The organism is Parabacteroides caecihominis, from assembly GCF_023656785.1.
Classification (GTDB): Bacteria; Bacteroidota; Bacteroidia; order Bacteroidales; family Tannerellaceae; genus Parabacteroides; species Parabacteroides segnis.
This window is the reverse complement of sequence record NZ_JAMOKS010000011.1, coordinates 105930-128983: the sequence shown is the minus strand read 5'-3', so window position 1 is coordinate 128983 and position 23054 is coordinate 105930. Positions and strand designations below refer to the sequence as shown.

At 41.9% G+C, this 23054-nt stretch carries 15 protein-coding genes; 9 read left to right on the top strand and 6 right to left on the bottom strand.

All coding sequences use genetic code 11. The features are described from left to right. The 4 genes from NBH14_RS11270 to NBH14_RS11255 all read right to left on the bottom strand — a co-directional run bounded on the left by NBH14_RS11270 (position 1) and on the right by NBH14_RS11255 (position 3636). Entirely contained in the window at positions 1 to 636 is a 636-nt protein-coding gene (locus NBH14_RS11270) for a PASTA domain-containing protein (RefSeq protein ID WP_186958417.1), read from the bottom strand. Between the two features lie 117 nt (positions 637 to 753). Further along, positions 754 to 906 carry a 50S ribosomal protein L34 gene (rpmH, locus tag NBH14_RS11265; RefSeq protein ID WP_005633099.1) on the bottom strand — a complete coding sequence of 51 codons (153 nt, stop codon included), beginning with the start codon at positions 904 to 906 and terminating at the stop codon, positions 754 to 756. 176 nt (positions 907 to 1082) lie between these two features. Beyond that, positions 1083 to 2045: a tetratricopeptide repeat protein gene (locus NBH14_RS11260; RefSeq protein ID WP_186958418.1), complete on the bottom strand. Its 963-nt coding sequence runs from the start codon at positions 2043 to 2045 to the stop codon at positions 1083 to 1085. 700 nt (positions 2046 to 2745) lie between these two features. Continuing rightward, positions 2746 to 3636, bottom strand: coding sequence for a HEPN domain-containing protein (locus NBH14_RS11255; RefSeq protein ID WP_186958419.1), 891 nt, complete (start codon positions 3634 to 3636; stop codon positions 2746 to 2748). Positions 3637 to 3941: 305 nt separating this feature from the next. On the opposite strand from NBH14_RS11255, the gene NBH14_RS11250 reads away from it, so the two are divergent. The 9 genes from NBH14_RS11250 (at position 3942) to NBH14_RS11210 (ending at position 21796) form a co-directional block, all read left to right on the top strand. Then, positions 3942 to 7292 carry a SusC/RagA family TonB-linked outer membrane protein gene (locus NBH14_RS11250; RefSeq protein ID WP_250817436.1) on the top strand — a complete coding sequence of 1117 codons (3351 nt, stop codon included), beginning with the start codon at positions 3942 to 3944 and terminating at the stop codon, positions 7290 to 7292. 14 nt (positions 7293 to 7306) lie between these two features. Beyond that, entirely contained in the window at positions 7307 to 9049 is a 1743-nt protein-coding gene (locus NBH14_RS11245) for a RagB/SusD family nutrient uptake outer membrane protein (protein WP_186958420.1), read from the top strand. Positions 9050 to 9137: 88 nt separating this feature from the next. Continuing rightward, on the top strand, positions 9138 to 10700 hold the full coding sequence (locus NBH14_RS11240; RefSeq protein WP_186958421.1) for a sulfatase family protein: 1563 nt from the start codon (positions 9138 to 9140) through the stop codon (positions 10698 to 10700). Positions 10701 to 10950: 250 nt separating this feature from the next. Further along, positions 10951 to 14778 (top strand): hybrid sensor histidine kinase/response regulator transcription factor, encoded by a 3828-nt coding sequence (locus NBH14_RS11235; protein ID WP_186958422.1) that lies wholly within the window; start codon positions 10951 to 10953, stop codon positions 14776 to 14778. Between the two features lie 232 nt (positions 14779 to 15010). After that, positions 15011 to 15286: an OadG family protein gene (locus tag NBH14_RS11230; RefSeq protein ID WP_010801500.1), complete on the top strand. Its 276-nt coding sequence runs from the start codon at positions 15011 to 15013 to the stop codon at positions 15284 to 15286. A gap of 22 nt (positions 15287 to 15308) precedes the next feature. Next, complete coding sequence (locus NBH14_RS11225) at positions 15309 to 17207, top strand: biotin/lipoyl-containing protein (RefSeq protein ID WP_186958423.1); 1899 nt, start codon at positions 15309 to 15311, stop codon at positions 17205 to 17207. After that, positions 17207 to 18442, top strand: a complete 1236-nt coding sequence (locus tag NBH14_RS11220; protein WP_186958424.1) for a sodium ion-translocating decarboxylase subunit beta — start codon at positions 17207 to 17209, stop codon at positions 18440 to 18442. The genes NBH14_RS11225 and NBH14_RS11220 overlap by 1 nt, the downstream gene beginning before the upstream one ends. A 233-nt stretch (positions 18443 to 18675) precedes the next feature. Further along, positions 18676 to 20526: a DUF349 domain-containing protein gene (locus tag NBH14_RS11215; protein ID WP_186958425.1), complete on the top strand. Its 1851-nt coding sequence runs from the start codon at positions 18676 to 18678 to the stop codon at positions 20524 to 20526. Positions 20527 to 20587: 61 nt separating this feature from the next. Next, positions 20588 to 21796: an ATP-grasp domain-containing protein gene (locus tag NBH14_RS11210; protein WP_186958426.1), complete on the top strand. Its 1209-nt coding sequence runs from the start codon at positions 20588 to 20590 to the stop codon at positions 21794 to 21796. A 10-nt stretch (positions 21797 to 21806) separates the two neighbouring features. Here NBH14_RS11210 and NBH14_RS11205 read toward each other — a convergent pair whose 3' ends face one another. Beyond that, positions 21807 to 22295 carry a cupin domain-containing protein gene (locus tag NBH14_RS11205; protein WP_186958427.1) on the bottom strand — a complete coding sequence of 163 codons (489 nt, stop codon included), beginning with the start codon at positions 22293 to 22295 and terminating at the stop codon, positions 21807 to 21809. Positions 22296 to 22310: 15 nt separating this feature from the next. Continuing rightward, the gene (locus NBH14_RS11200; RefSeq protein ID WP_186958428.1) at positions 22311 to 23000 is read right to left on the bottom strand and encodes a hypothetical protein; all 690 of its coding nucleotides are present in this window, start codon (positions 22998 to 23000) and stop codon (positions 22311 to 22313) included. Between the last annotated feature and the right edge of the window lie 54 nt (positions 23001 to 23054).

The following is a 23054-nucleotide window of genomic DNA, read 5'->3' as shown; positions in this document are numbered from 1 at the left end:
CTAAAACCAGTTTTCTTCTTCACTATCCAATGATTCGATGGGCATTGTCGACAGGGAGTCGATCGACAAAGAGTCGGGAAGCATCTCGGCCTCACCGCTGCTCACCTTCAGCACCAGCGGTGCCGTAAGCGGAACATGCTCACCTTTTGCCAACGCCCGTCCACGCAGATCGACAGAAACAGCCAGATCCTTGAAGTCACCCGGAACATACTCGATCTCCACATTTTCAAACCCGCGGGCTTTTAAAAGCGCATACGCCTGGCGGAATGACAAGTCTTCCACTTCCGGGATTGTTGCCATCTGCGAGGTCAAAGCATTCACGGTGATAAAAACGATACGTCCTTCTTTCACCTTCGAGCCGGCCAATGGAGACAGTTCGACGATTGCTCCCGGTTCCACGTCTTTAGAAAATACCGAGTCGATCACATTATAATGCAGATTGTTATTTTTGAAGAATTCAGCGGCTTCTTCTATCTTCAGTCCCTTCACATCCGGAACTACAACAGCCTCATTATGCCGTGTATAATGATCCAGCCATTTCAAAGCACCATAGATCAGGCCACAGGTCACGACCACTGCCAGCAGCAGGTTCAAGACGTACGGATTCTTTATCAGTTTAACAAAAAAGTTATTCATCTCTGTTTGTTTTTGTAGGCGAGATCAAAAATAGAAAACAAAGCCGTTAAAACAAAGAAAGTAAAGGCTTTTTAGCAAAAACCTCTACTTTCTTATAATAATTTCTTCTAACGGAGATTATCCGTTATATTCGTCAGATACAGTTAATTTAGCTCTTCCTTTAGCACGACGAGATGCTAATACTCTGCGGCCATTAGCAGTAGCCATTCTAGAACGGAAGCCATGCTTGTTCTTTCTTTTTCTGTTGGAAGGTTGGAATGTTCTTTTCATCTTTCTATATATTTATTTATTATTATCTTACATATCAATTCGGGCTGCAAAGATAGAGGCTTTTTTTTAATAAACAAAGAGTTAGCTGTTTTTTTCAAATTGATTTGACTATTTTTGCAAAAGAAAAACAAATCATCCACTGCTCAATAATCAATTAATAAACTGATATGTAGATATTAAAAAATACCTCCTTTGTACATATTATCAAAATTATGTTGTCCTTCAAACTTCTTGGCTTCCTCTCCTTCCGGATTCAGTTCGATTGATTTTTTCAGGTCTTCGAAAGCACCTTCTTTATCGCCTTTCAGGTTTTTGGCGCGTCCACGTTCGGCATAAGCCTTGGCAAAATCCGGCTTTATTTCAATGGCCTCATCGAAAAAGACAATAGCTTCGTCTAACAAGTTTTTAGTGATCAGCAGCGAACCTTTCAGTATACAGGCATCTTCATTGAACGGGTTCAGGTCGAGCGCCTGCTGGTAATCATCGGTGGCAGCATCCAAATCACCCAGCGATTCGTGTATTTTACCTCTTACCAGATATGTTGTTTCTTCTTCCGGAGCCAATGAGATCGCTTTCTCGATATCGGGCAAAGCCTCCTGTCCCTGTTTCATGGCAAGCAGCACCTCTGCACGAAGCAGATAAGCATCCGTGAAATCATCTTTCAGGGCAATGGCTTTCGTCAGGTCGCCAATGGCTCCCAATTGGTCGCCGGTTGTTCTTTTGGCTTTTGCCATCAGGAACCAGGCTAGATGGTTCGACTCATCCAGTTCGATCACCCGCAGGCAGTCGGCAATGACCTCGGCTTCCTTATCCAGCATAAAGAGCACGCTGACCCTTGTCAACAACGTCTGGATATGCTCCGGCTCCATTTCCACCATACGGTTCAATGTTTCCAAAGCCTTTTCCGTCTGGTTTGCCATTGAATAGGCCGATACCAGATGGTTCATTGTTTCAAAATCTTCCTGTATATTCAAGGCTTCCGTAAAGCATTTGATAGCATAGGCCACCTGGCCGATTTTTTGCGCACGGATACCGTCATATTTTAATATGTCGAAGTTTTTCTGATCGTTTTTAGCTTTTCCTTCTGCCGTATCCTCACTTTTGGAAGAAGAGAACAAAGATGTAAAGAAATTTCCCATGGTTATATGTTTATGTTCGAGGGGGCAAATATACCGATTATTTTGAATTTGCCATATGCAACAATATATCATAAACCATATAAAAACAGATTTATTTTAAAACAACAATCTACACATATCAGAATGTCATTTCAACCTACTTTTAGAGAAGCTGTACAGCCATCAATCAAGACCTGTTGTTGTTCATTTACTTGTCAGCGATTCAGCCAATAACACCGAGCCACGCCTGGACTCACAAATACAACATTATGAAATCTATAAAGAACTAAACCACGCAACGAGTCACAGATTATTCAAACGCACTATCAATATATCTTTTCATCCACAACCATTATTTCCCTTGTTACAGAAAATAAAAATGTTTTTCAACATGCTTTTTGGGGAGAAAAGAACTTCAAAAAGAAGCCAACTCAACACTTATTAACACAAATCTCGGTTTAAACGAATTACCTACTCATTTAAAATGAGAAAAAATTCGTTTTAAACGAGTAGGTAATTTCTTTTAAACGAATCATAAAAGATGTATTCGTAGACCATACTGTTAAATATTGTATCCGAAAACATTCCAGAGCATCGGTTTGAAAGAATATACGCGCCACAAAAATCCGACTGATAGAATCTTTTTGTTCAAGGATAACTTCATATTGATTCATTTTGTCAAACCCATCATTTCAAATAATTGCACATAAAAGTGTACATGTTATCTTTTCTTTGCCTCATACGCTCTGATTCTTTCCTCACAGCATTGTTTCGTAATATCCCGGAGTAATTCGACTTTAGACAGAAGCGTTTCAATATCCTTTCCGGCAACAACAAAGCGTGAACTATAGCGAGCCTGAACATATGCATCTTGCAGCAATTCAAAAAGTCGTTTTTCTTCTTCCGTATCCCGTGGAAAGGCCTTGGATGGTTCCAGAGAATGAGTTTTGGCTTTAGCCGATAACTTTAATAAACTATGCTCTTTGGGGCTATATAATGTAAAAGTCAGGATTATAGAATTATAAAAATTCTCACAAGCCTGATGAAGAAAAAAAGATGCTTCCTTATAATCAGCCTCATTATTGGCTATTATTGCATACTTTAAGAATTTATTTGCTCTTTCAAACTTTTCCTGGTAGTACTCTTCTGCCAATTCTTTTATTTCCTGAAAGTTCAGTTTGCGACGACGGGCCAATTTATAACGCCCGCTGTTGTAAAGCATAACACCTTCCTTCTTAATATCCGTATAAAAATAACGGCTTTTAAGAATGGCTTTATTCAGGTCATCAATGCTTTCATTGATAAATTGAACGGTAGTAGAGTCGTATCCGTACTTTCCTTTGTAATAATTATCTGCGGCCTTGTTCAAAAGATGATCAATAGTATAGTTATGAAAACGGGTTTTAGTAACTACCAGAATATCATAATCACTCATAAAACAGGTTGGTACACCGTATTCGATACGCTGGTCGTAATCAACGTAAGTATTTCGGGCATAACTACCATAGAGGATAATCATCTCGCAATCAGGAAGAACGTCCAATACACATTTTACAATTCTCTTGAGTTCATCCCGTTTCTTTTCAGGGAGGTAGTTGATGGATGTTTTCATTTTCAGCTTATGTATGTGCAACAAAGATATAACCACTATTCTACTTATCAAAATAATAGCTTATTTATCAATTAGCAAAAGATGTGGGTCCGATGATGATTGTACTGTGGATACCGCACCAACATTTATCGTTTTTTTAGACTGTCTGATTATAGCTCAACCCTTATTACAGACAATATCTGACAAAACTCAGACAAGATATGTAGGTCTGCCAAACGATTTATGCAGTCTTTTGCAATATCTAAAATACTAAAACAGGGTATTGGAAATAAACTTATTTATTAACCACAAAATCATGTATTATTATGATTGAGAAAAAAGAAGTACAACATTTTATCCTGACAAAAAGGGTATTCGCAGGAGCCGGGCTTGTTTTACTGACCAGCCTTTCGGGTTATGCCAATACGATGACAGGAAACAGTAACGAACCTGCTATCCAATCCGTTCTTCAGCAGACCAAAAACGTAACAGGTATTGTAAAAGACGCATTGGGAGATCCAATCATTGGCGTTAACGTTGTTGTGAAAGGGACTACAATCGGTACGGTGACTGATATGAACGGGGCCTATTCACTTCAGGCAGATGCCAATGCAACACTCGTTATCAGTTATATCGGTTACAAAACACAGGAAATACCTGTAAAAGGACAGACCGCAATCAACATCACACTATCCGAGGACTCGGAAGCACTTGACGAAGTAGTGGTTGTAGGTTACGGAACACAGAAAAAAGTAAATCTAACAGGATCGGTTTCATCCGTTAATTTTGCAGATCAGGCCTTAAGCCGTCCGATCACTGATGTTTCATCAGCACTGGCAGGTTTAAGTTCCGGTGTAACTGTTCGTCAGTTATCCGGCAACCCGGGTGAAGAAGCGACTTCGATACGCATACGCGGCGTCGGGACACTCAACAATGCCTCGCCCCTCGTTATTATTGATGGCATGGAAGGAGATATGAATATCCTCAATCCTAATGACATCCAGAATATATCCATACTGAAAGATGCAGCTTCTTCGGCCATTTACGGTTCTCGGGCAGCTAACGGCGTTATCCTCGTAACAACAAAGAAAGGGAATAAAGAACGCGTAAACGTAACTTATTCCGGACGTGTTTCACTTACCAGTCCAACAAACCTGTTGGATGCAGTAACGAATTATGCCGATTATATGACATTGATGAATGAGAGTGCCACCAACCTGGGAGGCAGCGGCGATTTTGCCCAAAGCACAATTGATGCTTGGCGGGCTGCCGGCAAAGACCCGAATGGAGTCAACGAAAATGGAGTCCCCAATTGGCTGGCCTATCCAAATACCGACTGGCAGAAAGAGGTCTACGGAAACAGGGTATCCCAGGATCACTCCATTTCTGTTAACGGAGGCAGTAAAAATGTAACATATCTATTATCAGCCGGTTATATGGACAATCAGGGATTGGTTGAAAGAACCGGAATGCAACGCTTTAACATGCGTGCAAACGTTGAAGTGAATGTAACCGACTGGTTAACCGTTGGTACACGGACGTATGGTGTTTACCAAACCAAAGACCCCGGGAACTTCGGTCCGCGTGATAAAAGTAGCGGTGTAAACCAGTATATAGGCCAAACAACACCCGGACTTATTCCACGTTATAACGGTCAGTACGGTTATCCGGAAGCAACCGGTGAACATCCCACTGCAAACGGATTGCTATTCATACTGAATAACACGGACGGCTCAAACGAGTCATCCCGTTTCAATACGACGGCATACACCAAGATCACCTTCTTCAAAGGTTTCAGCTGGGATGTAAACTTCAACTATTATCGTCGTTTTGATGAGATAAATAATCATACCGTTCCTCAGGAAAAGGTTAAATTCAGCACAGGTGAAGTCGTAGTTCATAAAACAGACCCTGCCGATATGACAACCAGGTATACGAATAAAGGAGAACATTCCTATACACTCGAAAACATTCTGCGTTATGAAACGACGATCAATGCAGATCATGATTTAAATGCACTGGCAGGATATCAGGAGTATTATTTCAAATATTATGATCATGAATCAGAGAAAAAAGGATTGATCGATGAAAATATCTATACGCCTTCATCCGCCACAAATATGACCAATATCAAAGGTACAGCCAAAGACCGTGCGATGCGTTCATTCTTCGGGCGTGTAAACTATGCCTATAAATCACGTTATCTGTTAGAAGCTAACCTGCGCTATGACGGTTCTTCCCGCTTTGCCGATGGACACCGTTGGGGCGTATTTCCTTCTTTCTCGGCAGGCTGGCGTATGTCGGAAGAATCATTCATGAAAGAAACGACCTGGTTAGATAACCTGAAGATTCGCGCCTCATGGGGACAACTGGGAAATAACGGAACGGGCGATTCCAATCTGGGAGAATATGATTACCAGGCCGTATACGGCACTGTTCCTTATTCCTTTAACGGAACACAGGTTACCGGCTTGAGACCAAAAAAAATATCCAATATATTCCTGAGTTGGGAAACAACTAACGTAACTAATGTCGGTATCGACGGTTCTTTCTTGAACAACAGGCTTACAGCCGAATTAGATGCATATCATAAACTTACAGACGGTATCCTGACAACAGCTCCGATCTATCTGACTGTAGGCGATAAAGATGCTCCTACAGCCAATATTGCAAAAGTAGCAAACAAAGGTTTTGAAGTTACAATCGGCTGGAAAGACCATATTGGTAAAGTTAATTATTCCATATCCGGCAACTTTGCATACAACAATAACAAAGTGACCAAATATAAAGGGAAACTGGAAAAAAGCTGGATTACAGATGAGAATGGAAACAAAGTTTTCAAGAATAACCTGGGTGAAGTTTCAAAAGGCGGAAACACTCTTGTTTTAGAGGATCATCCGATGAATGAATATTACATACAGAACACCTATTCCGGAGATGGCAGTTACTATAATAAAGACGGTACTGTCAACCCGAACGGAGGTCCTAAAGACGGTATGATCCGGTCGGAACAGGATATGAAGTGGATTGAAGACATGACTGCTGCCGGTAACAAGTTTATGCCACTTGAAACGATTGGCAAACAACAGATATGGTACGGAGACTTTATCTATAGAGACTCTAACGGCGACGGTATTTACGGGGGATCAGACGATAAGGAGTTCACCGGAACATCCGGTCAACCCAAAGTAAACTTCGGTTTACAACTGGGAGCCAGTTGGAACAACTTCGATATATCCATGAGTTTTGCAGGCAGTGCCGGTTTTGACTTATTATGGAATGAAGAAGGATATAACTCCACTGCCACACGCAAGGGATGCCAAATATCCGGACTGGCGGCAAAAGATCACTATTTCAGAGATGAAAACAATCCGTCGGCCAGTAATTTGAACGGTAAATACCCAAGACTGACTTTCGGACAGGCCGGACAGAATATTGCTGCCAGCAATTTTTATCTGTATGATGGTTCCTATCTGAAAATGAAGAATCTGACTGTCGGATATACTGTTCCACAAAATTTCTCACGCAAAATATATATGGATAATCTACGTGTATATGTATCAACAGAAAATTTATTCACGATCACTTCATTCCCGGGACAAGATCCTGAAATCGGAGCATCGTCCGGTTATCCTCCTCTAAGACAAGTTGCTTTTGGGTTAAATGTTACATTCTAAAAAACAAGTACGATATGAAACTGATTAAAAATATAATACTATTGTGTTCTGCAGCTTTTATCACAAACAGTTGCCAGCAAGGGTTATTGGATACAAACCCGTATCAAGCAATGGGATCAGGCCAGATGTGGACAAACGAAAGTCTGGCAGATATGGGAGTTAACGCGATTTATAACACATTCCGTTATGACAGGATAGGCCGACGTATATATATGTATGATGCCCTTGCCAATGTCTCTCAGAACCGTGACGGGGAAGCTCTTTTGCAGGGAACCGCAACAACAGGCGCAGACTTGTTCAGCGGTTATTGGAAAGAACATTATGAAGGTGTAAGCCGTGCAAACGATGCAATCACCAACCTGCCGGAAAAAGCTCCTTTATCAGCTGAAAAAATGGGACGTTTGGTTGCCGAATCTAAATTCCTGCGTGCATTCTTCTATTACAGATTAAACGAAGTGTTCAAAGGTGTTCCGATCTATACGACTCCCACAAGTGTCAGCGAGTATACCCTGGGCCGCGAAACAGAAGCAAAAGTATGGGAGTTTATCATCAGCGATCTGACCGATTGCATCAACGAGCCTAATTTTCCGGACCGTTATGTAAAAGGTAACTCTCTTTACGGACGTGCAACCAAAGGTGCCGCATATGCATTGCGCGGAAAGGCATATATGTGGCTAAAGGAATGGGCAAAAGCGGAAGCCGATTTCAAAAAAGTAGGAGAAGCGGGATATAAACTGTTTGAAGGAAGCTATAGCGACCTGTTCAAAGAGGCAAATGAACAATGCGAGGAAATGATCCTTACGGTTCAGAATATAGGAGTGGTAAACTGCGGATCAGATACGCAAAAGGCACTGGGTACACGTAGTTCATACGGATCAGGATGGAATACTTTTTGTCCGAACCCGGACCATGTCGACTCTTATGCAAATATAGACGGAAGCCCGTTCAACTGGGACGATATTATACCCGGCTACAATTTGATGAAGCCGAATGACAGAGTCGTATTCTTCCTGCGTGATAATATGACCGATGCTGAAAAAGGGAAAATCAATAGTCCAGAGATGTCACAATATCTTCCGGAAGGAAATGAGGCACGTATTATGAAAGCATATGAAAACCGCGATCCTCGTCTGAAAATGACTATAATCACACCGTATTCCACCTACAGAGGAGTTTTAAGCGGCAAGGAAAACACCGTGACCCTTAGACATCCGTACCGTACAGACAATCTTCCCGAACAGGATTTGCAGCTGGCATCAAGTGGTAAGTATTATTACCTGTATCGTAAGTTTGTTTACGAGGGATTGGATGAAACCCCTAGCCGTGACTACGGTCCGATCGACCAACCGATCATCCGTTATGCAGATGTTTTATTGTTGCAGGCAGAAGCCTTAAACGAACAGGGAAAAACTGCAGAAGCGATCGAATGCGTAAATAAAGTCAGGGCAAGAGCCGGAGTTGCATTACTGAACAGTAATCAATATACGCAGGTTGCAGGGCAAGACAATATGCGCGAACGTATCCGCAACGAACGTCGCTGGGAACTTAATTGCGAAGGAGTTCTTCTCTTCGATGAAATGCGCTGGAGAACATGGGAGAATACATTCAAGCCGACAAACGGGACGAAAGAAATCTGGGGAGGTATTTATAAATCATGTGCAGCATGGAAAGGTGATTATATGTATGCATGGCCAATCCCGCTCAAGGAATGCCAGATGAATACAAACCTTATTCAAAATGACGGATGGACTAACTAATCTCACTGATTGAAAGAATAAAGGGTCCGGTATTTTTAATCCGGCCCTTTTTCACTATTATTGTATCTACTTTAAAAATTACAGAATTATGATCGATAATAATATAAGAAGCATTTTATTAACCGGAGGATTCACAAGTACGATTCTTTTAGGCGGTTGTAATGTTCCCTTACCTCCTCAAACAGATCACCCCAATGTAATTTACGTATTTCCCGATCAGATGCGTAACCATGCAATGGGGTTCTGGAGAAAAGCCGGATTTCGAGATGCCGTACATTTTACCGGCGACCCGGTATATACACCCAATCTAAACCAGTTTGCCGACGAATCCATCGTGCTAACCTCGGCAATGAGTAATTTCCCGGTCAGTAGTCCTTACAGGGGGTGCTTTTTTACCGGAAAATTCCCGACAAACAGCGGAGTGCCTTTGAACTGCAAGGCAGACCGCCCTGTGAGTTCACTACCTATAGATGCTGAATGCATCAGTGATGTATTCAGCAAATCCGGTTATAATTGTGCTTATATCGGTAAGCTGCATCTGGACCACCCGACCCCGAACGACCCGGATAATCCGGGGGAATACGTAGGAGAAGCCCGTCCCGCCTGGGATGCTTATACTCCTCCAGAACGCAGACATGGGTTCGATTACTGGTATTCGTATGGGACATTCGACGTACATAAGCACCCGCATTACTGGGACACGGAAGGAAAGCGCCACGATATAAATGAGTGGTCTCCCAAACATGAAGCCGATAAGGCGATCGCTTATTTGCGTAATGAAGGGAATGTCAGGGATAAAAATAAACCGTTTTTTATGGTAGTAAGTTTCAACCCACCACACGGTCCTTATCATTCCCTGAACGATTGCATGGAGGAAGATTACAATCTTTATAAAGACAAACCGCTGGATAGCCTGCTGATACGTCCGAATGTAAATTTCAATATGTCTAAAAATAAATGTGTCCCCTATTATTTTGCATCTGTAACCGGAGTAGACCGGGAATTCGGGCGTATACTGGAAGAATTGAAAAAACTGGGGCTGGATAAAAGCACAATTGTCGTATTCACTTCCGACCATGGGGAAACAATGTGTAGTCAAGGTGTAGAAGATGCCAAAAATTCTCCTTATGCTGAAAGTATGAACGTACCTTTCCTTATCCGCTATCCCCAGAAACTGGCTCCGCGGATCGATCAGGAAATGATACTTTCCACACCGGATATTATGCCCACATTACTTGGACTCTCAGGTTTAGGGAATAAAATCCCTACAGCTGTTGAAGGCAGGAATTATGCAGACTGGTTCCTGGAAAAAAGTAAAAGAACCCCTTTACGGAATGCTGCATTATATATACGGAATGCTGACGGCGAAAAGGATGCAGATGGTAATATTACTTCTTATTTTCCTATAGCACGAGGTATCAAAACAACACGGTACACACTGGCTCTTACTATCAACAAGAATACTAAGGAATTGGAAAATGCCCTTTTGTTCGACGATCTGAATGATCCCTACCAGATGCATAACCTCCCTTTGGAGGAAAACAAGGAAGTTGTAGCTATGCTTTGCGAAAAAATGGTGCCTCTGCTTGTAGAGGCTAACGACCCCTGGTATAAAGAACATATTCTAAAAAATATGATTCCTTACAATTAAGATAAGACCTCTTTTCTTCAATTGTATGGAAAGAGGTCTTTCTTATAGCCACAGATAGATTTCAAATATCAAGCAAAAAGCTTTGATTTCTGTAATAATGATTCTATTTTTGATTCGTTGAATATGCTTGTGTATGCTAAAAATCAAACGTTGTTTCCCTATAATACTATTAATCTGCATTTTACTTAAAACAAATATAAGTCAGGCAGAGACAGATTATTTTTTCAAACAAATATCCATACAGGATGGTATGTCCCAATCTAACGTGAAATGTATTCTCTGCGACTATAAAGGACAGATATGGGTAGGTACACTTTCCGGATTGAACAGATACGACAGACAAACGATAAAACAATATGAATCTGATAGCAATGACCATTTTTCTCTCCCGAACAATGAAATTGTCTTTTGCATTGAAGATTCACTATACAACATATGGGTAAGTACCGAACGGGGAACAGCTAAATATGACCGGGAAAAGGATAATTTTATTCCGGTAGAAACGATTGACGGAGAACCGGTTAATGCACATGCCCACCTTACAACCGAAGGAGGTATCCTGTTTGCCGGACACAATAAATTCTTTAAATATTCGTATGCAGATAACAGCATACGGAACCTACCGGTAAATGGACCGGAGAAAGTAAATGCCTACATCAAGAAATTATGCCTGTACGATGCCCACACTCTATTAGTGTCAACACGCAGGAATGGAATATGGATGTACAATACAGGGACAGGCTTCATCCGGAGATGCCCGTTTATCCCGGAAAAAAATATCCGTGCACTTCATGTAGATGCCACCCAAACCATATGGGTAGCACCCTATGGAAAAGGATTATATGGTTATAATTGGGTAGGGAAACAGATATATCATTTTTCAACTGAAAATTCTGAGTTGACTAATAATATTATTCTCGATATATTGGAAAAGGATAATGAACTATGGCTGGCAACCGATGGCGGAGGTATTAACATATTAAACCTGAAAACCAAGACAATCCGCTCTATTGAGCATACTCCCGGAGATGAACATTCGTTACCCTCAAATTCTTTCAGTTGCTTATACAGCGACAGCGAAGATAATGTCTGGGCCGGAAGTATACGTTCCGGACTAATCGGCATCAAACAGGTATATCTGCGAACCTACAAGGATGCACCAATGAATATACCATACGGACTTAGCGAAAAAGCTGTTTCCTGCCTGTATGAAGACAAAGGCAGAATTATCTGGATCGGAACAGACGGGGGTGGCGTTAATCGTTTCAATCCGGAAACACGAACCTTTACCCATTATCCCTCAACATATGGGTTAAAAGTTATTTCGATTACAAACTACAGCGATACAGAATTGCTGTTATCGCTATACGGTAAAGGTATTTTCCTGTTCAACAAACAAACCGGGAAGACCGGACAACTTCTGTTCCGCAACCAAACAGAAAACGACCAATTATTCAGACGGGGAATGGCAGTCAATATCTTCCGTGCTGCAAATGAAAAAATATATCTTTTCGGAACCAAGGTCTATGAATTCAACCCAGCAAGCCAGATATTCACTGAAGTGACTTTTAATATTCCAACAGATAATTTTTTTATCCTACAACCTTTTTACTCTACCCCGGAAGAAACCTACCTATTCTGTATGTTTGGAATTTATGTACTTAAGCACAAGGAAAACAAACTCTATTCCCTTTTTTTAAGTAACGAAGAAATACTCCATACTAATGCAGCCTGCTATAGTCCCGACGGAACTATATGGATAGGGACAACCAAAGGATTATACCGGTTAGATACCAAAACTCAGGAAGTTAAAAATATTCACACTCCCCTGTTTAAAAATATAAATTCACTTTGCTCCGACCCTAAAGGCAGAATCTGGGTCGGAGCAAAGAGCATGCTCTTTGCTTATTTACCGGAAAAGAATAATTTCATCCTGTTCGATTCGTCAGATGGCGTTTCGGTAAATGAATTTATATCCAGGGCTAACTTGACTGCACAAAATGGCGATATTTACATGGGAGGCGTATCCGGAATGCTCCATATCCGAAACAACATGTCAATCCCTACTTATCCGGACCCGGTTATCAACCTACTCGACGTAGAACTGGACGGTGTTCCTGTCGGATACAAGATAACATCGGAAAATGATTTGATATCCATTCCCTGGGATCATTCATCACTTATCATCAAAATTATAGCAAAAGAAAAAGACTTGTTACGAAAAAAGGTATTCCGCTACTGGATTGAAGGACTTTCTGACAAATATATCGAAACACAGGATCATTCTATTTCACTCAGGTCGTTACCTGTTAGAAATTACAAAATATGGGTGTCGGTAAGTCAAAGAGACGGCAACTGGAGTAGTCCTGTCAAAATATTAACGGTAGAAGTACCCCCCCCCTGGTGGAAGACGACTTGGTTCTTTTTGCTCTCCATACTACTCATAACTGGTAGCATTGTGTTCTTTGTGCAACTGATCATCAAGCAAAAGGAAGATAAGTTACAATTAGAAATGAAAGAACATGAAAAAAAGACATATGAAGACAAAGTCCGGTTCCTTATTAATATCAGCCATGAATTACGGACTCCGCTGACATTGATATATGCTCCGTTAAAACGTATTCTGGGATCTGACAAAATAAAAGACGAGGAGACCAATAACCAACTGACCACGGTGTATAAGCAAGTTTCACAGATGAAGAACCTGATCAACATAGTACTGAATGTCCGGAAAATGGAAACAGGTAATGATACTGTTAATTACAAAGTCCATCCTTTACCAGAATGGATACGGTCTGTTGCCGAGGATTTCAGACAGGAACTGGATAATAAAAATATAAAACTAGCATACAACTTTGCTCCGGATATAAAAGACTTGGCTTTTGATGAAGCCAAGTCTCAGATAATATTATCCAACTTATTAATGAATGCTTTAAAATACAGCGAAGAAGATACACTGATCACTTTATCCGTCAAAAAAGTAGAAAATTACATTCGTATTTCCGTTTCAGATCAAGGTATTGGTTTACAAAACTTAGATCTATCCCGTTTATTTACCCGTTTTTATCAGGGGAACCAAAAACAAGACCTTAGCAGTAGTGGCATCGGCTTATCTTATTCACGCATACTGGCCGAACAACAAGGAGGCCGCCTCAATGCCATGGATAATACCGACAAAGGAGCCACATTCTATTTAGAATTGCCTGTTAAAAACCAGGCTGGAGAAAGTGAAAGCCAAACAAAACCCTATCTAAATGACTTATTGTTTACACAGGAAGTATCAACTCCTGAAATACAGAATTTCATGCTTGACTCTTATTCTGTCCTGATCGTTGAGGATCAGACAGACCTGCGTAACTGGCTAAAGGGAATATGCCGGGAATACTTCAAGAGCGTATATACCGCAGAAGATGGTATTCAAGCGATAGATATAACAAAACGACGTTTGCCGGATATCATTGTCAGTGATATAATGATGCCACGTATGGATGGTTTCAAACTCTGTAAGCAAATAAAAGGTAGTATCGAAATCAGTCATATTCCGGTTATCTTACTGACAGCCAGGAATGATGCAAACAGCACGACTACCGGTTATAAACTGGGAGCCGACAGTTACATATCCAAACCTTTCGATATAGATTTTCTGCTTATAGTCATCCGTAATCTCTTAAAAAATCGGGAAACTGTAAAACTGAAATACAAGGAAAGCCTATCCTTCGCAATTCCGCAAGAAAGTACATTCAGCTACGCGGACGAACAGTTTATTCAGAAATTAAATCTGTTAATCCTGGATAATCTGGATAATCCGGAACTGGACGTAAATTTCCTGATAACCAATATGGCAATGAGCCGAGCTTCCTTATACAGCAAGATGAAAGCTGTTCTGGACATTGGTCTGAACGATTATATAAACAAATTCCGAATGGAAAAAGCGACACAGCTACTTACACAAACAGAACTGAGCATAGAAGAAGTATCGGAACAAAGTGGCTTTGGAAGTCAACGCTATTTCAGTAGTTTATTTAAACAAACTTATGGTATCTCACCTTCAAAATACAGACAGGAAAAACGCAAATAGAAAAATACAAATAATAATATCACAGGCTCAAAAAGTAACCATTTATCACAATACACTATGATTTATTTACGAAACAAAACATTCAAAAGAATAAATATTCTATTCTTTTACTTTTTTTATAGTCTTCCAGCAAAGAAAATTGCGAGATTTTGTTATTTTTGCATGCAATTTATAACTTGGCGGAGATTGTTTTGATCGCTTCCCACAACACTTATTGTCATAAATATTAGATATGGAAAACATAGAAACTGGACTTTTGTTAATGGTAGTCGGAATGACCACGGTATTTGCAATTCTTTTAATCGTAATCTATTTAGGAAAAGGATTAATCACATTGGTTAACAAGTACGCACCGGAAGAAGTCATCGTAAAAAAACAAGTAACAACACAACCTGTTGCGGCCGGACAGTCCGGAAATATTCCGGGTAAGACTACCGCCGCTATCGTAGCCGCTGTCAGCATGGTAACAGGTGGACAAGGAAAGGTTACCAAAATTGAAAAATTATAATACTAGCTATACATAATATATCATGAAAAGAGAAATCAAATTCAGTTTGGTCTTCAGAGACATGTGGCAATCTGCCGGAAAATATGTTCCCAGAGTAGACCAGCTAACCAGAGTTGCCCCCGCTATTGTTGAAATGGGCTGTTTTGCCCGCGTTGAAACCAACGGAGGGGGATTCGAGCAAGTTAATTTACTATTCGGAGAAAATCCCAATAAAGCCGTACGTGAATGGACGAAGCCATTCCATGAAGCAGGTATTCAAACACATATGCTGGACCGTGCACTGAACGGCCTCCGCATGAGTCCGGTTCCGGCAGATGTACGCCAGCTATTCTACAAGGTAAAGAAAGCACAGGGCACCGACATCACCCGTACATTCTGCGGCCTGAATGACGTACGCAACATTGCTCCTTCCATCCAGTATGCCAAAGAAGCCGGGATGATCTCCCAGTGTTCGCTTTGTATCACCCACTCGCCTATCCACACGGTCGAATATTATACCAAGATGGCCCTGGAACTGATCGAACTGGGAGCAGACGAAATATGTATCAAGGATATGGCAGGTATCGGACGTCCTTATTCATTGGGACAGATCGTTGCCAATATCAAAGCGAAACACCCTGAAATACCTATCCAGTATCATAGCCATGCAGGTCCCGGATTCAATGTAGCTTCTATCCTGGAAGTGTGCAACGCCGGTTGCGACTATATCGACGTAGGTATGGAGCCGCTGTCATGGGGTACAGGCCATGCCGACCTGCTGACCGTGCAGGCCATGTTGAAAGATGCCGGTTACAAAGTACCGGAAATCAATATGGAAGCCTACATGAAAGTACGCAGCATGATCCAGGAATTTATGGATGATTTCTTAGGATTGTATATCAGTCCGAAAAACCGCCTGATGAACTCATTGCTGATTGGCCCGGGACTTCCCGGCGGTATGATGGGTAGCCTGATGTCTGACCTGGAAAAGAATCTGGAATCGATCAACAAAAACAATATCAAGAACAACAAGCCGCTGATGTCGCAAGACCAGCTGCTGATCAAGCTGTTCGACGAAGTGGCTTATGTATGGCCACGTGTCGGTTATCCTCCATTGGTAACACCGTTCAGCCAGTATGTAAAGAACCTGGCACTGATGAACGTAATGCAGATGGAAAAAGGGAAAGCACGCTGGAGCATGATCGCCGACGACATCTGGGATATGCTTCTCGGAAAGGCCGGAAGACTGCCTGGTCCGCTGGCTCCTGAAATCATCGAAAAGGCAAAAGCCGAAGGACGCGAATTCTTCGAAGGAAATCCGCAGGACAACTACCCGGATGCTCTTGACAAATATCGTAAGATGATGAACGAGAAACAATGGGAAACCGGCGAAGACGACGAAGAGTTGTTCGAATATGCAATGCACCCGGCTCAGTACGAAGCCTACCGTTCCGGAAAAGCGAAAGTTGAATTTCTGGCTGATGTTGCCCAGAAAAAAGCTGCTTTGCAGGAAAAGGCACAACCGGCAGCACTGGCCACAGCCGCTCCGGCAGCTTTGCCTACAACACCCCAGGTGCTGACTGTAGATGTAGACGGACAGCCTTACCGCGTAACAGTTGCCTTCGGAGATACAGCTAATACCGCACCGGCAACTGCTCCTGCCCAGGCCGCACAACCCGCAGCACCGGCCGCTCCAGCACCTGCCGGAGCCGGAAATGAAATTCTTTCACCACTGGAAGGAAAATTCTTCCTGGTAAAGAACACTTCCGACACGCCGCTTAAAGTTGGTGATATGGTAAAAGAAGGCGATGTGCTTTGTTATGTGGAAGCAATGAAAACATATAATGCCGTACGTTCGGAATTCAGCGGAAAGATCACTTCCATCAACTACGCTGGTGGCGACACGGTTTCTGAAGACGACATATTAATGACTATACAGTAATGAACGAGATATTTCAAAATCTGTATGAAATGACTGCGTTCAGCAACATTATTGCTGAACCGCAGTTCCTGATCATGTATGCAATCGCATTCATATTGCTTTATCTGGGTATCAAGAAGCAATACGAACCTTTGCTGCTTGTTCCTATTGCATTCGGGGTATTGCTCGCCAATTTCCCCGGAGGTGACATGGGGGTGATCCAGGCTGATGAAAACGGATTGATCAATATTAACGGGGTAATGAAAAACATCTGGGAAATGCCGCTGCACGACATTGCGCATGAACTGGGAATCATGAATTTCATCTATTACATGTTGATCAAGACCGGTTTCCTTCCGCCAATCATTTTTATGGGTGTAGGAGCATTGACCGACTTCGGCCCGATGCTTCGTAATCTTCGCCTGTCGATTTTCGGTGCGGCTGCCCAGGTAGGTATTTTCACCGTTTTACTGGTAGCGATCCTGATGGGATTCACTCCGCAGGAAGCGGCTTCACTGGGTATCATCGGTGGCGCAGACGGTCCTACGGCTATCTTTACCACCATCAAACTGGCTCCGCATCTATTAGGCCCGATCGCTATCGCAGCTTATTCATACATGGCGTTGGTTCCGGTAATCATCCCTTTGGTGGTTAAAGCGCTCTGCTCTAAAAAAGAGTTATGTATCAATATGAAGGAACAGGAAAAGAAATATCCGTCAACTACCGAGATCAAGAATCTGCGGGTGTTGAAAATTATTTTCCCCATTGTTGTGACGACTGTTGTAGCATTGTTCGTTCCAAGTGCTGTGCCTTTGATCGGTATGCTGATGTTCGGTAACTTGGTAAAAGAAATCGGAACCAATACATTCCGTCTGTACGATGCCGCCTCCAACAGTATCATGAATGCAGCAACAATCTTCCTGGGACTATCGGTAGGTGCAACCATGACGGCAGAAGCCTTCCTGAACTTTACAACGATCGGTATTGTGATCGGCGGATTCCTGGCTTTTGCCTTGTCTATCGCCGGCGGTATCTTCTTCGTAAAACTGTTCAACCTGTTCACCAAGAAGAAAATCAATCCGCTTATCGGTGCAACCGGATTAAGTGCCGTCCCGATGGCTTCACGTGTTGCCAATGATATCGCATTGCAATACGATCCCAAAAACCATGTATTGCAGTATTGCATGGCCAGCAACATTTCCGGCGTAATCGGTTCGGCTGTTGCAGCCGGCGTATTGATCTCGTTCCTGGGATAAAAAAACTGCAACTATTTATAAAAAGTCCCTGTAATCTGCTCAATGCAAGTTGCAGGGATTTTTGTTTAATACATTTTTTGGAGAACAAAGCGGTTAATTCCGGACTTTTTACACGAATATTAACCTTTTCTAATAAATAAATTGCCCGCAAATGCTGTAATCCAAAAATAAATACTTTAATTTGTGACTTGATATAGGAATGCTTTTTATCCTTTTCTTAAATGTGATTGAATATGAAGGACACTCATGAAACTAATCTGCCAGCTGAAGAGACCGGCAAATTAGAAGAAACTAAAGCACCGGAAGTAACACCGGAAAACACTGCGGCTGAAGTTGAAACAACTGAAACCCCGGATGAAGCGACAGCGAACGCTATCAGCAAATTGTCAAAAGAAGAGATTCTTGAAAAATTGGCAGAACTGGTAAATGCTGCTGCCGAAACGGCACGCAACGAAGTGGAATCGTTGAAACAGGCATTTTATAAAATCCACAGAGCCGAAGTTGAAGAATCGAAGAAAACATTCCTCGAAGGTGGTGGAGAAGAAAAGGATTTCGTCGCTCCTGAAGATGAAGGCGAAGACAAACTGAAAGAATTGCTGGCCGTTTTTAAAGAAAAAAGAGCTGCAATCCTGGCAGAAGAAGAACGCATAAAGGCTGCGAACTATGCACTGAAACTTCAATTGATCGACCAGTTAAAAGTGCTGACCGAAAGTCAGGACGACTTCAATAAGCTATACAACGACTTTAAAGACATCCAGCAGAGATGGAAAGAAATTAAAGCCGTACCACAGGAACATGCAAACGAACTGTGGAAAAACTATCAGACTTACAGCGAAAGATTCTATGATATAATCAAGATCAATAACCAGTTCCGCGATTACGACTTCAAGAAAAATCTGGAATTGAAAACTGCTCTATGTGAAACAGTTGAAAAGCTGCAAACCGAACCGGATGTCGTGTCCGCATTCCACCAGCTTCAAAAACTACATCAGCAATGGCGTGAGATCGGTCCGGTTGCCAAAGAACTGCGCGAAGAGTTATGGGCTCGTTTCAAAGCGGCTTCTACCGTGATCAACAAACGTCATCAGGAGCATTTCGAATCGCTGAAATCGAAAGAACAGGAAAACCTGGTTGCAAAAACAGCTATCTGCGAAGAAATAGAAGGTATCGACTTCGATGCTTTGAAGACATTCAAAGACTGGGAAGAAAAGAATAAAGAGGTGATCGCTTTACAGGATAAATGGAAAACAATCGGTTTCGCACCGAAAAAATCCAATGTAAAGATTTTCGAACGCTTCCGCGCTGCCTGTGATGTATATTTCAACAAGAAAAGCGCTTTCTACAAGAATATCAAGGAAGAGATGGAAAAGAATCTCGAACTGAAAAAAGCCTTGTGTGAAAAAGCGGAAGCTCTGAAAGACAGCGTAGAATGGAAGAGTACGACTGAAAAAATGATCGCTCTTCAGAAAGAATGGAAAACGATCGGTTCGGTTGCCCGCAAGCACTCGGATGTTGTATGGAAACGTTTCATTTCTGCCTGTGATTATTTCTTCGAACAGAAAAATAAAAATGTTTCCTCCCAGAAGGGCGTAGAACAGACAAATCTGGCCGCTAAAAAAGCATTGATCGAAAAGATCAATAAGCTGGACGAAACATTAAGTGCAGATGAAGCATTGGCTGAACTGAAAGACATGATGGCTGAATGGAATGCAATCGGTCATGTACCTTTCAAGGAAAAAGATAAAATCTATAAAGAATATCACGAAGCAGTAGACAGCCAGTTCGACCGTTTGAAAGTAGACCAGACAGATCGTAAGATGCAGTCATTCCGCAGTAACCTGAACGATATGGCAGGCGAACATGGAAAAGGCAAACTGTATGGCGAACGTGAAAAGCTGATGAGAATGTATGACCGCATGAAAAATGAATTGCAAACATACGAAAACAATATCGGCTTCCTCAGCATCTCCTCGAAAGGCGGTGGCGGTCTCGTGAAAGAGATGGAGCGCAAGATCGAAAAACTAAAAGATGAGATGGCGCTCATAATTAAAAAGATCGATGCAATAGATGAAAATCTTGAATAAATAAAACGAAGCCGTCTCGCTAACAGACGGCTTCGCTGTTTATATACATCTACTATTTTATATGATATCCCAGATACATTTATTTAATCCCGGACATGAAACTGCCGTACTGCTAGGCACGGAGAACTATACACCTCCGGCAAACGTACGAAGAATGATACAGGAGTTATCATATCTTCCTGTATGGTATGCCGATAGCAACGATTACGTATTTACAGAAGAGATCGCTTCGCCCCGTTTCTTTTCTTTACAACCCAAAGAGCTCAGGCCGTTTGCCACGCTTGTTTCCGTAAAAGAATTGAAAGAGTTAGCTCCTTCTCTTCCGGAACTGGCTGCGTCTCCCTGGGGAATATCTCCGCACAGCCTGTACGTCTTTGAGAAACTGAAACAAGAATTACAATTGAATTTATCCGTACCGACCTGGAAAGAAGAATATTTCCGGCTGACCGGCAGGCAGACAGCAGCAGAATGCCTTGAACGAATCCGCCAGCTGTTACCCGACCTTCCCATACCGGCTACTCCAAAATTCTGTAAAAAGATCAGGGAAATAGAAAAATACCTGATCCTACAAAATGCCCCTTTTGTTGTAAAGACTCCTTATTCTTCGTCCGGACGCGGTTTACACTGGATACCGGAGCGCAAACTCACCCCCAAAGACCGTACCTGGATAGAAGGGGCTATCAATAAACAGGGCACTGTCAGTATTGAATGCGGACTAGACAAGGTCCATGATTTAGCGATGGAGTTTTATTCCGATGGGAAAGGCCATGTCACCTATGAAGGACTCTCCGTCTTCAGTACGGAAAAAAAAGGTTCCTACTCCGGAAATGTATTGGGAAGTCAGGAATATCTGGCTACACCGATCAAACGTTGGATAGGAGAAGATGTTTACCAGCGGACCCAGGAAGCGGTTACAGAAGCCCTGAAAAGCATTTATGGAAATATATACCATGGATATCTGGGAGTGGATATGATCGTCTACAAAACAAAAGACGGTTCGTATGCCCTCCATCCCTGTATCGAGATCAATATGCGCTATACGATGGGAATGGTCGCCCTCCGCCTCAGTCAAAGATATCTGGCTCCGCATGCCATTGGCGATTTCCATATCACTTATGACAGTAAAGCCGGAGATGCCTACGAACGTCATCGTTTCATGAAAGGAGCTTACCCGCTCACCATAGAAAATGGCAAAATCAGGGAAGGATACTTGTCTTTATGCCCGGTGACAAAGGAGACAAAGTACAGAGCCTATATTTTAGTTGTGTAGATAGTTTTCTCTATCTACACAATTGTTCAATAATCTCTTTTTCCAGAGGATACCTAACGACCAGTTCTTCTTTCCGGGCCAGTTCGAAATCTTTATATTCAAATCCAGGAGCGACAGCACAACTTACCAATGTAAAACCTTTCGGATTTTTCAGGCGGGCAGCAAACCAAATATCAGGTTCAACAGTGATCTGTAACTGTCCTCCCTCCTGATCCGAAAGTTCACGACAAACAAGTTGTCCTTTTTCGAAAGAATAGATATGTAAAGGTTCGCCCTTATGGAAAAACCAGCTTTCCGGAGATTGAATACGGTGAAAAGCCGAAAAGTCCGCCTCTTCCAACAGATAATAGATCGTTGTCAACACTCTGCAGTCGGATGGATATCCGGGAATAGGTTTCCACCTGTCCGGACGATATACTTCTTTAAAATAACCACCCTCCGGATGCAGAGACATATTTAGTTTTTCAATCCAATAAGAAGAATCCTTGCTACGATCCATAAGCTGTATATCTTATTATTTATGACGACGAACGCTACGAATAGTACCCGTCTTTTCTGTTCCTAATTTATACCCCAAAGATAATCCAAATGTAAATGTACGGTCACGTATTCCATCCGATAAACAGGTGAAACTAGGTAAATAAGCGATATTAAATCCTAATTGCATATTCCTGAAGTCTTTCCGGATGCCACCCACACATTTCAAACCGAACAGGACAGGATGAATGCCATCCAACTTTTCTTTGGTGGGTTCAAAATCAGAGGGACGGTGTTCATCAAAATCAACATAAGTTACTACCACCGATTTCAATTTAAAATCAAGACGGGGACCAACACCGATAAAAAAGGTATATCCGTCATGACTTGTCTTTTTAATGTCGAATGTCGTACTCAATGTGAGGTAATGTAACTTATCTTTTTCTGTAACTCTCCCCCACTCTTCTCCTGTCACCGAATTATAAGGTATTTTCACCTGACCACCTCTTCGGGTATAACCGATATTGCTGGATAAATTATACCAGCCTTTATCCAAATACTGATACCCTAACGACATCTGATAGGGATAGACCTTATTCGTACTGGCTTTTTTTGCTCGCATAGATGTTATGCCAAAACCGTTTTCCAACGTTATCACTTGTGCATTTCCCTTTACGGCAATACATAACAACATACACACCAACCATACACAACTCTTATTTTTCATAATCTTCATTTAATTCGTTATGAGAATTAAACGAGAGTCGAAACAATTTCGTAT

Bases quoted from the DNA above. Each gene is read 5' to 3' on its own strand.
- NBH14_RS11270 (WP_186958417.1), bottom strand. From the start codon at position 636: ATGAATAACTTTTTTGTTAAACTGATAAAGAATCCGTACGTCTTGAAC.
- rpmH (WP_005633099.1), bottom strand. From the start codon at position 906: ATGAAAAGAACATTCCAACCTTCCAACAGAAAAAGAAAGAACAAGCAT.
- NBH14_RS11260 (WP_186958418.1), bottom strand. From the start codon at position 2,045: ATGGGAAATTTCTTTACATCTTTGTTCTCTTCTTCCAAAAGTGAGGAT.
- NBH14_RS11255 (WP_186958419.1), bottom strand. From the start codon at position 3,636: ATGAAAACATCCATCAACTACCTCCCTGAAAAGAAACGGGATGAACTC.
- NBH14_RS11250 (WP_250817436.1), top strand. From the start codon at position 3,942: ATGATTGAGAAAAAAGAAGTACAACATTTTATCCTGACAAAAAGGGTA.
- NBH14_RS11245 (WP_186958420.1), top strand. From the start codon at position 7,307: ATGAAACTGATTAAAAATATAATACTATTGTGTTCTGCAGCTTTTATC.
- NBH14_RS11240 (WP_186958421.1), top strand. From the start codon at position 9,138: ATGATCGATAATAATATAAGAAGCATTTTATTAACCGGAGGATTCACA.
- NBH14_RS11235 (WP_186958422.1), top strand. From the start codon at position 10,951: ATGTCCCAATCTAACGTGAAATGTATTCTCTGCGACTATAAAGGACAG.
- NBH14_RS11230 (WP_010801500.1), top strand. From the start codon at position 15,011: ATGGAAAACATAGAAACTGGACTTTTGTTAATGGTAGTCGGAATGACC.
- NBH14_RS11225 (WP_186958423.1), top strand. From the start codon at position 15,309: ATGAAAAGAGAAATCAAATTCAGTTTGGTCTTCAGAGACATGTGGCAA.
- NBH14_RS11220 (WP_186958424.1), top strand. From the start codon at position 17,207: ATGAACGAGATATTTCAAAATCTGTATGAAATGACTGCGTTCAGCAAC.
- NBH14_RS11215 (WP_186958425.1), top strand. From the start codon at position 18,676: ATGAAGGACACTCATGAAACTAATCTGCCAGCTGAAGAGACCGGCAAA.
- NBH14_RS11210 (WP_186958426.1), top strand. From the start codon at position 20,588: ATGATATCCCAGATACATTTATTTAATCCCGGACATGAAACTGCCGTA.
- NBH14_RS11205 (WP_186958427.1), bottom strand. From the start codon at position 22,295: ATGGATCGTAGCAAGGATTCTTCTTATTGGATTGAAAAACTAAATATG.
- NBH14_RS11200 (WP_186958428.1), bottom strand. From the start codon at position 23,000: ATGAAAAATAAGAGTTGTGTATGGTTGGTGTGTATGTTGTTATGTATT.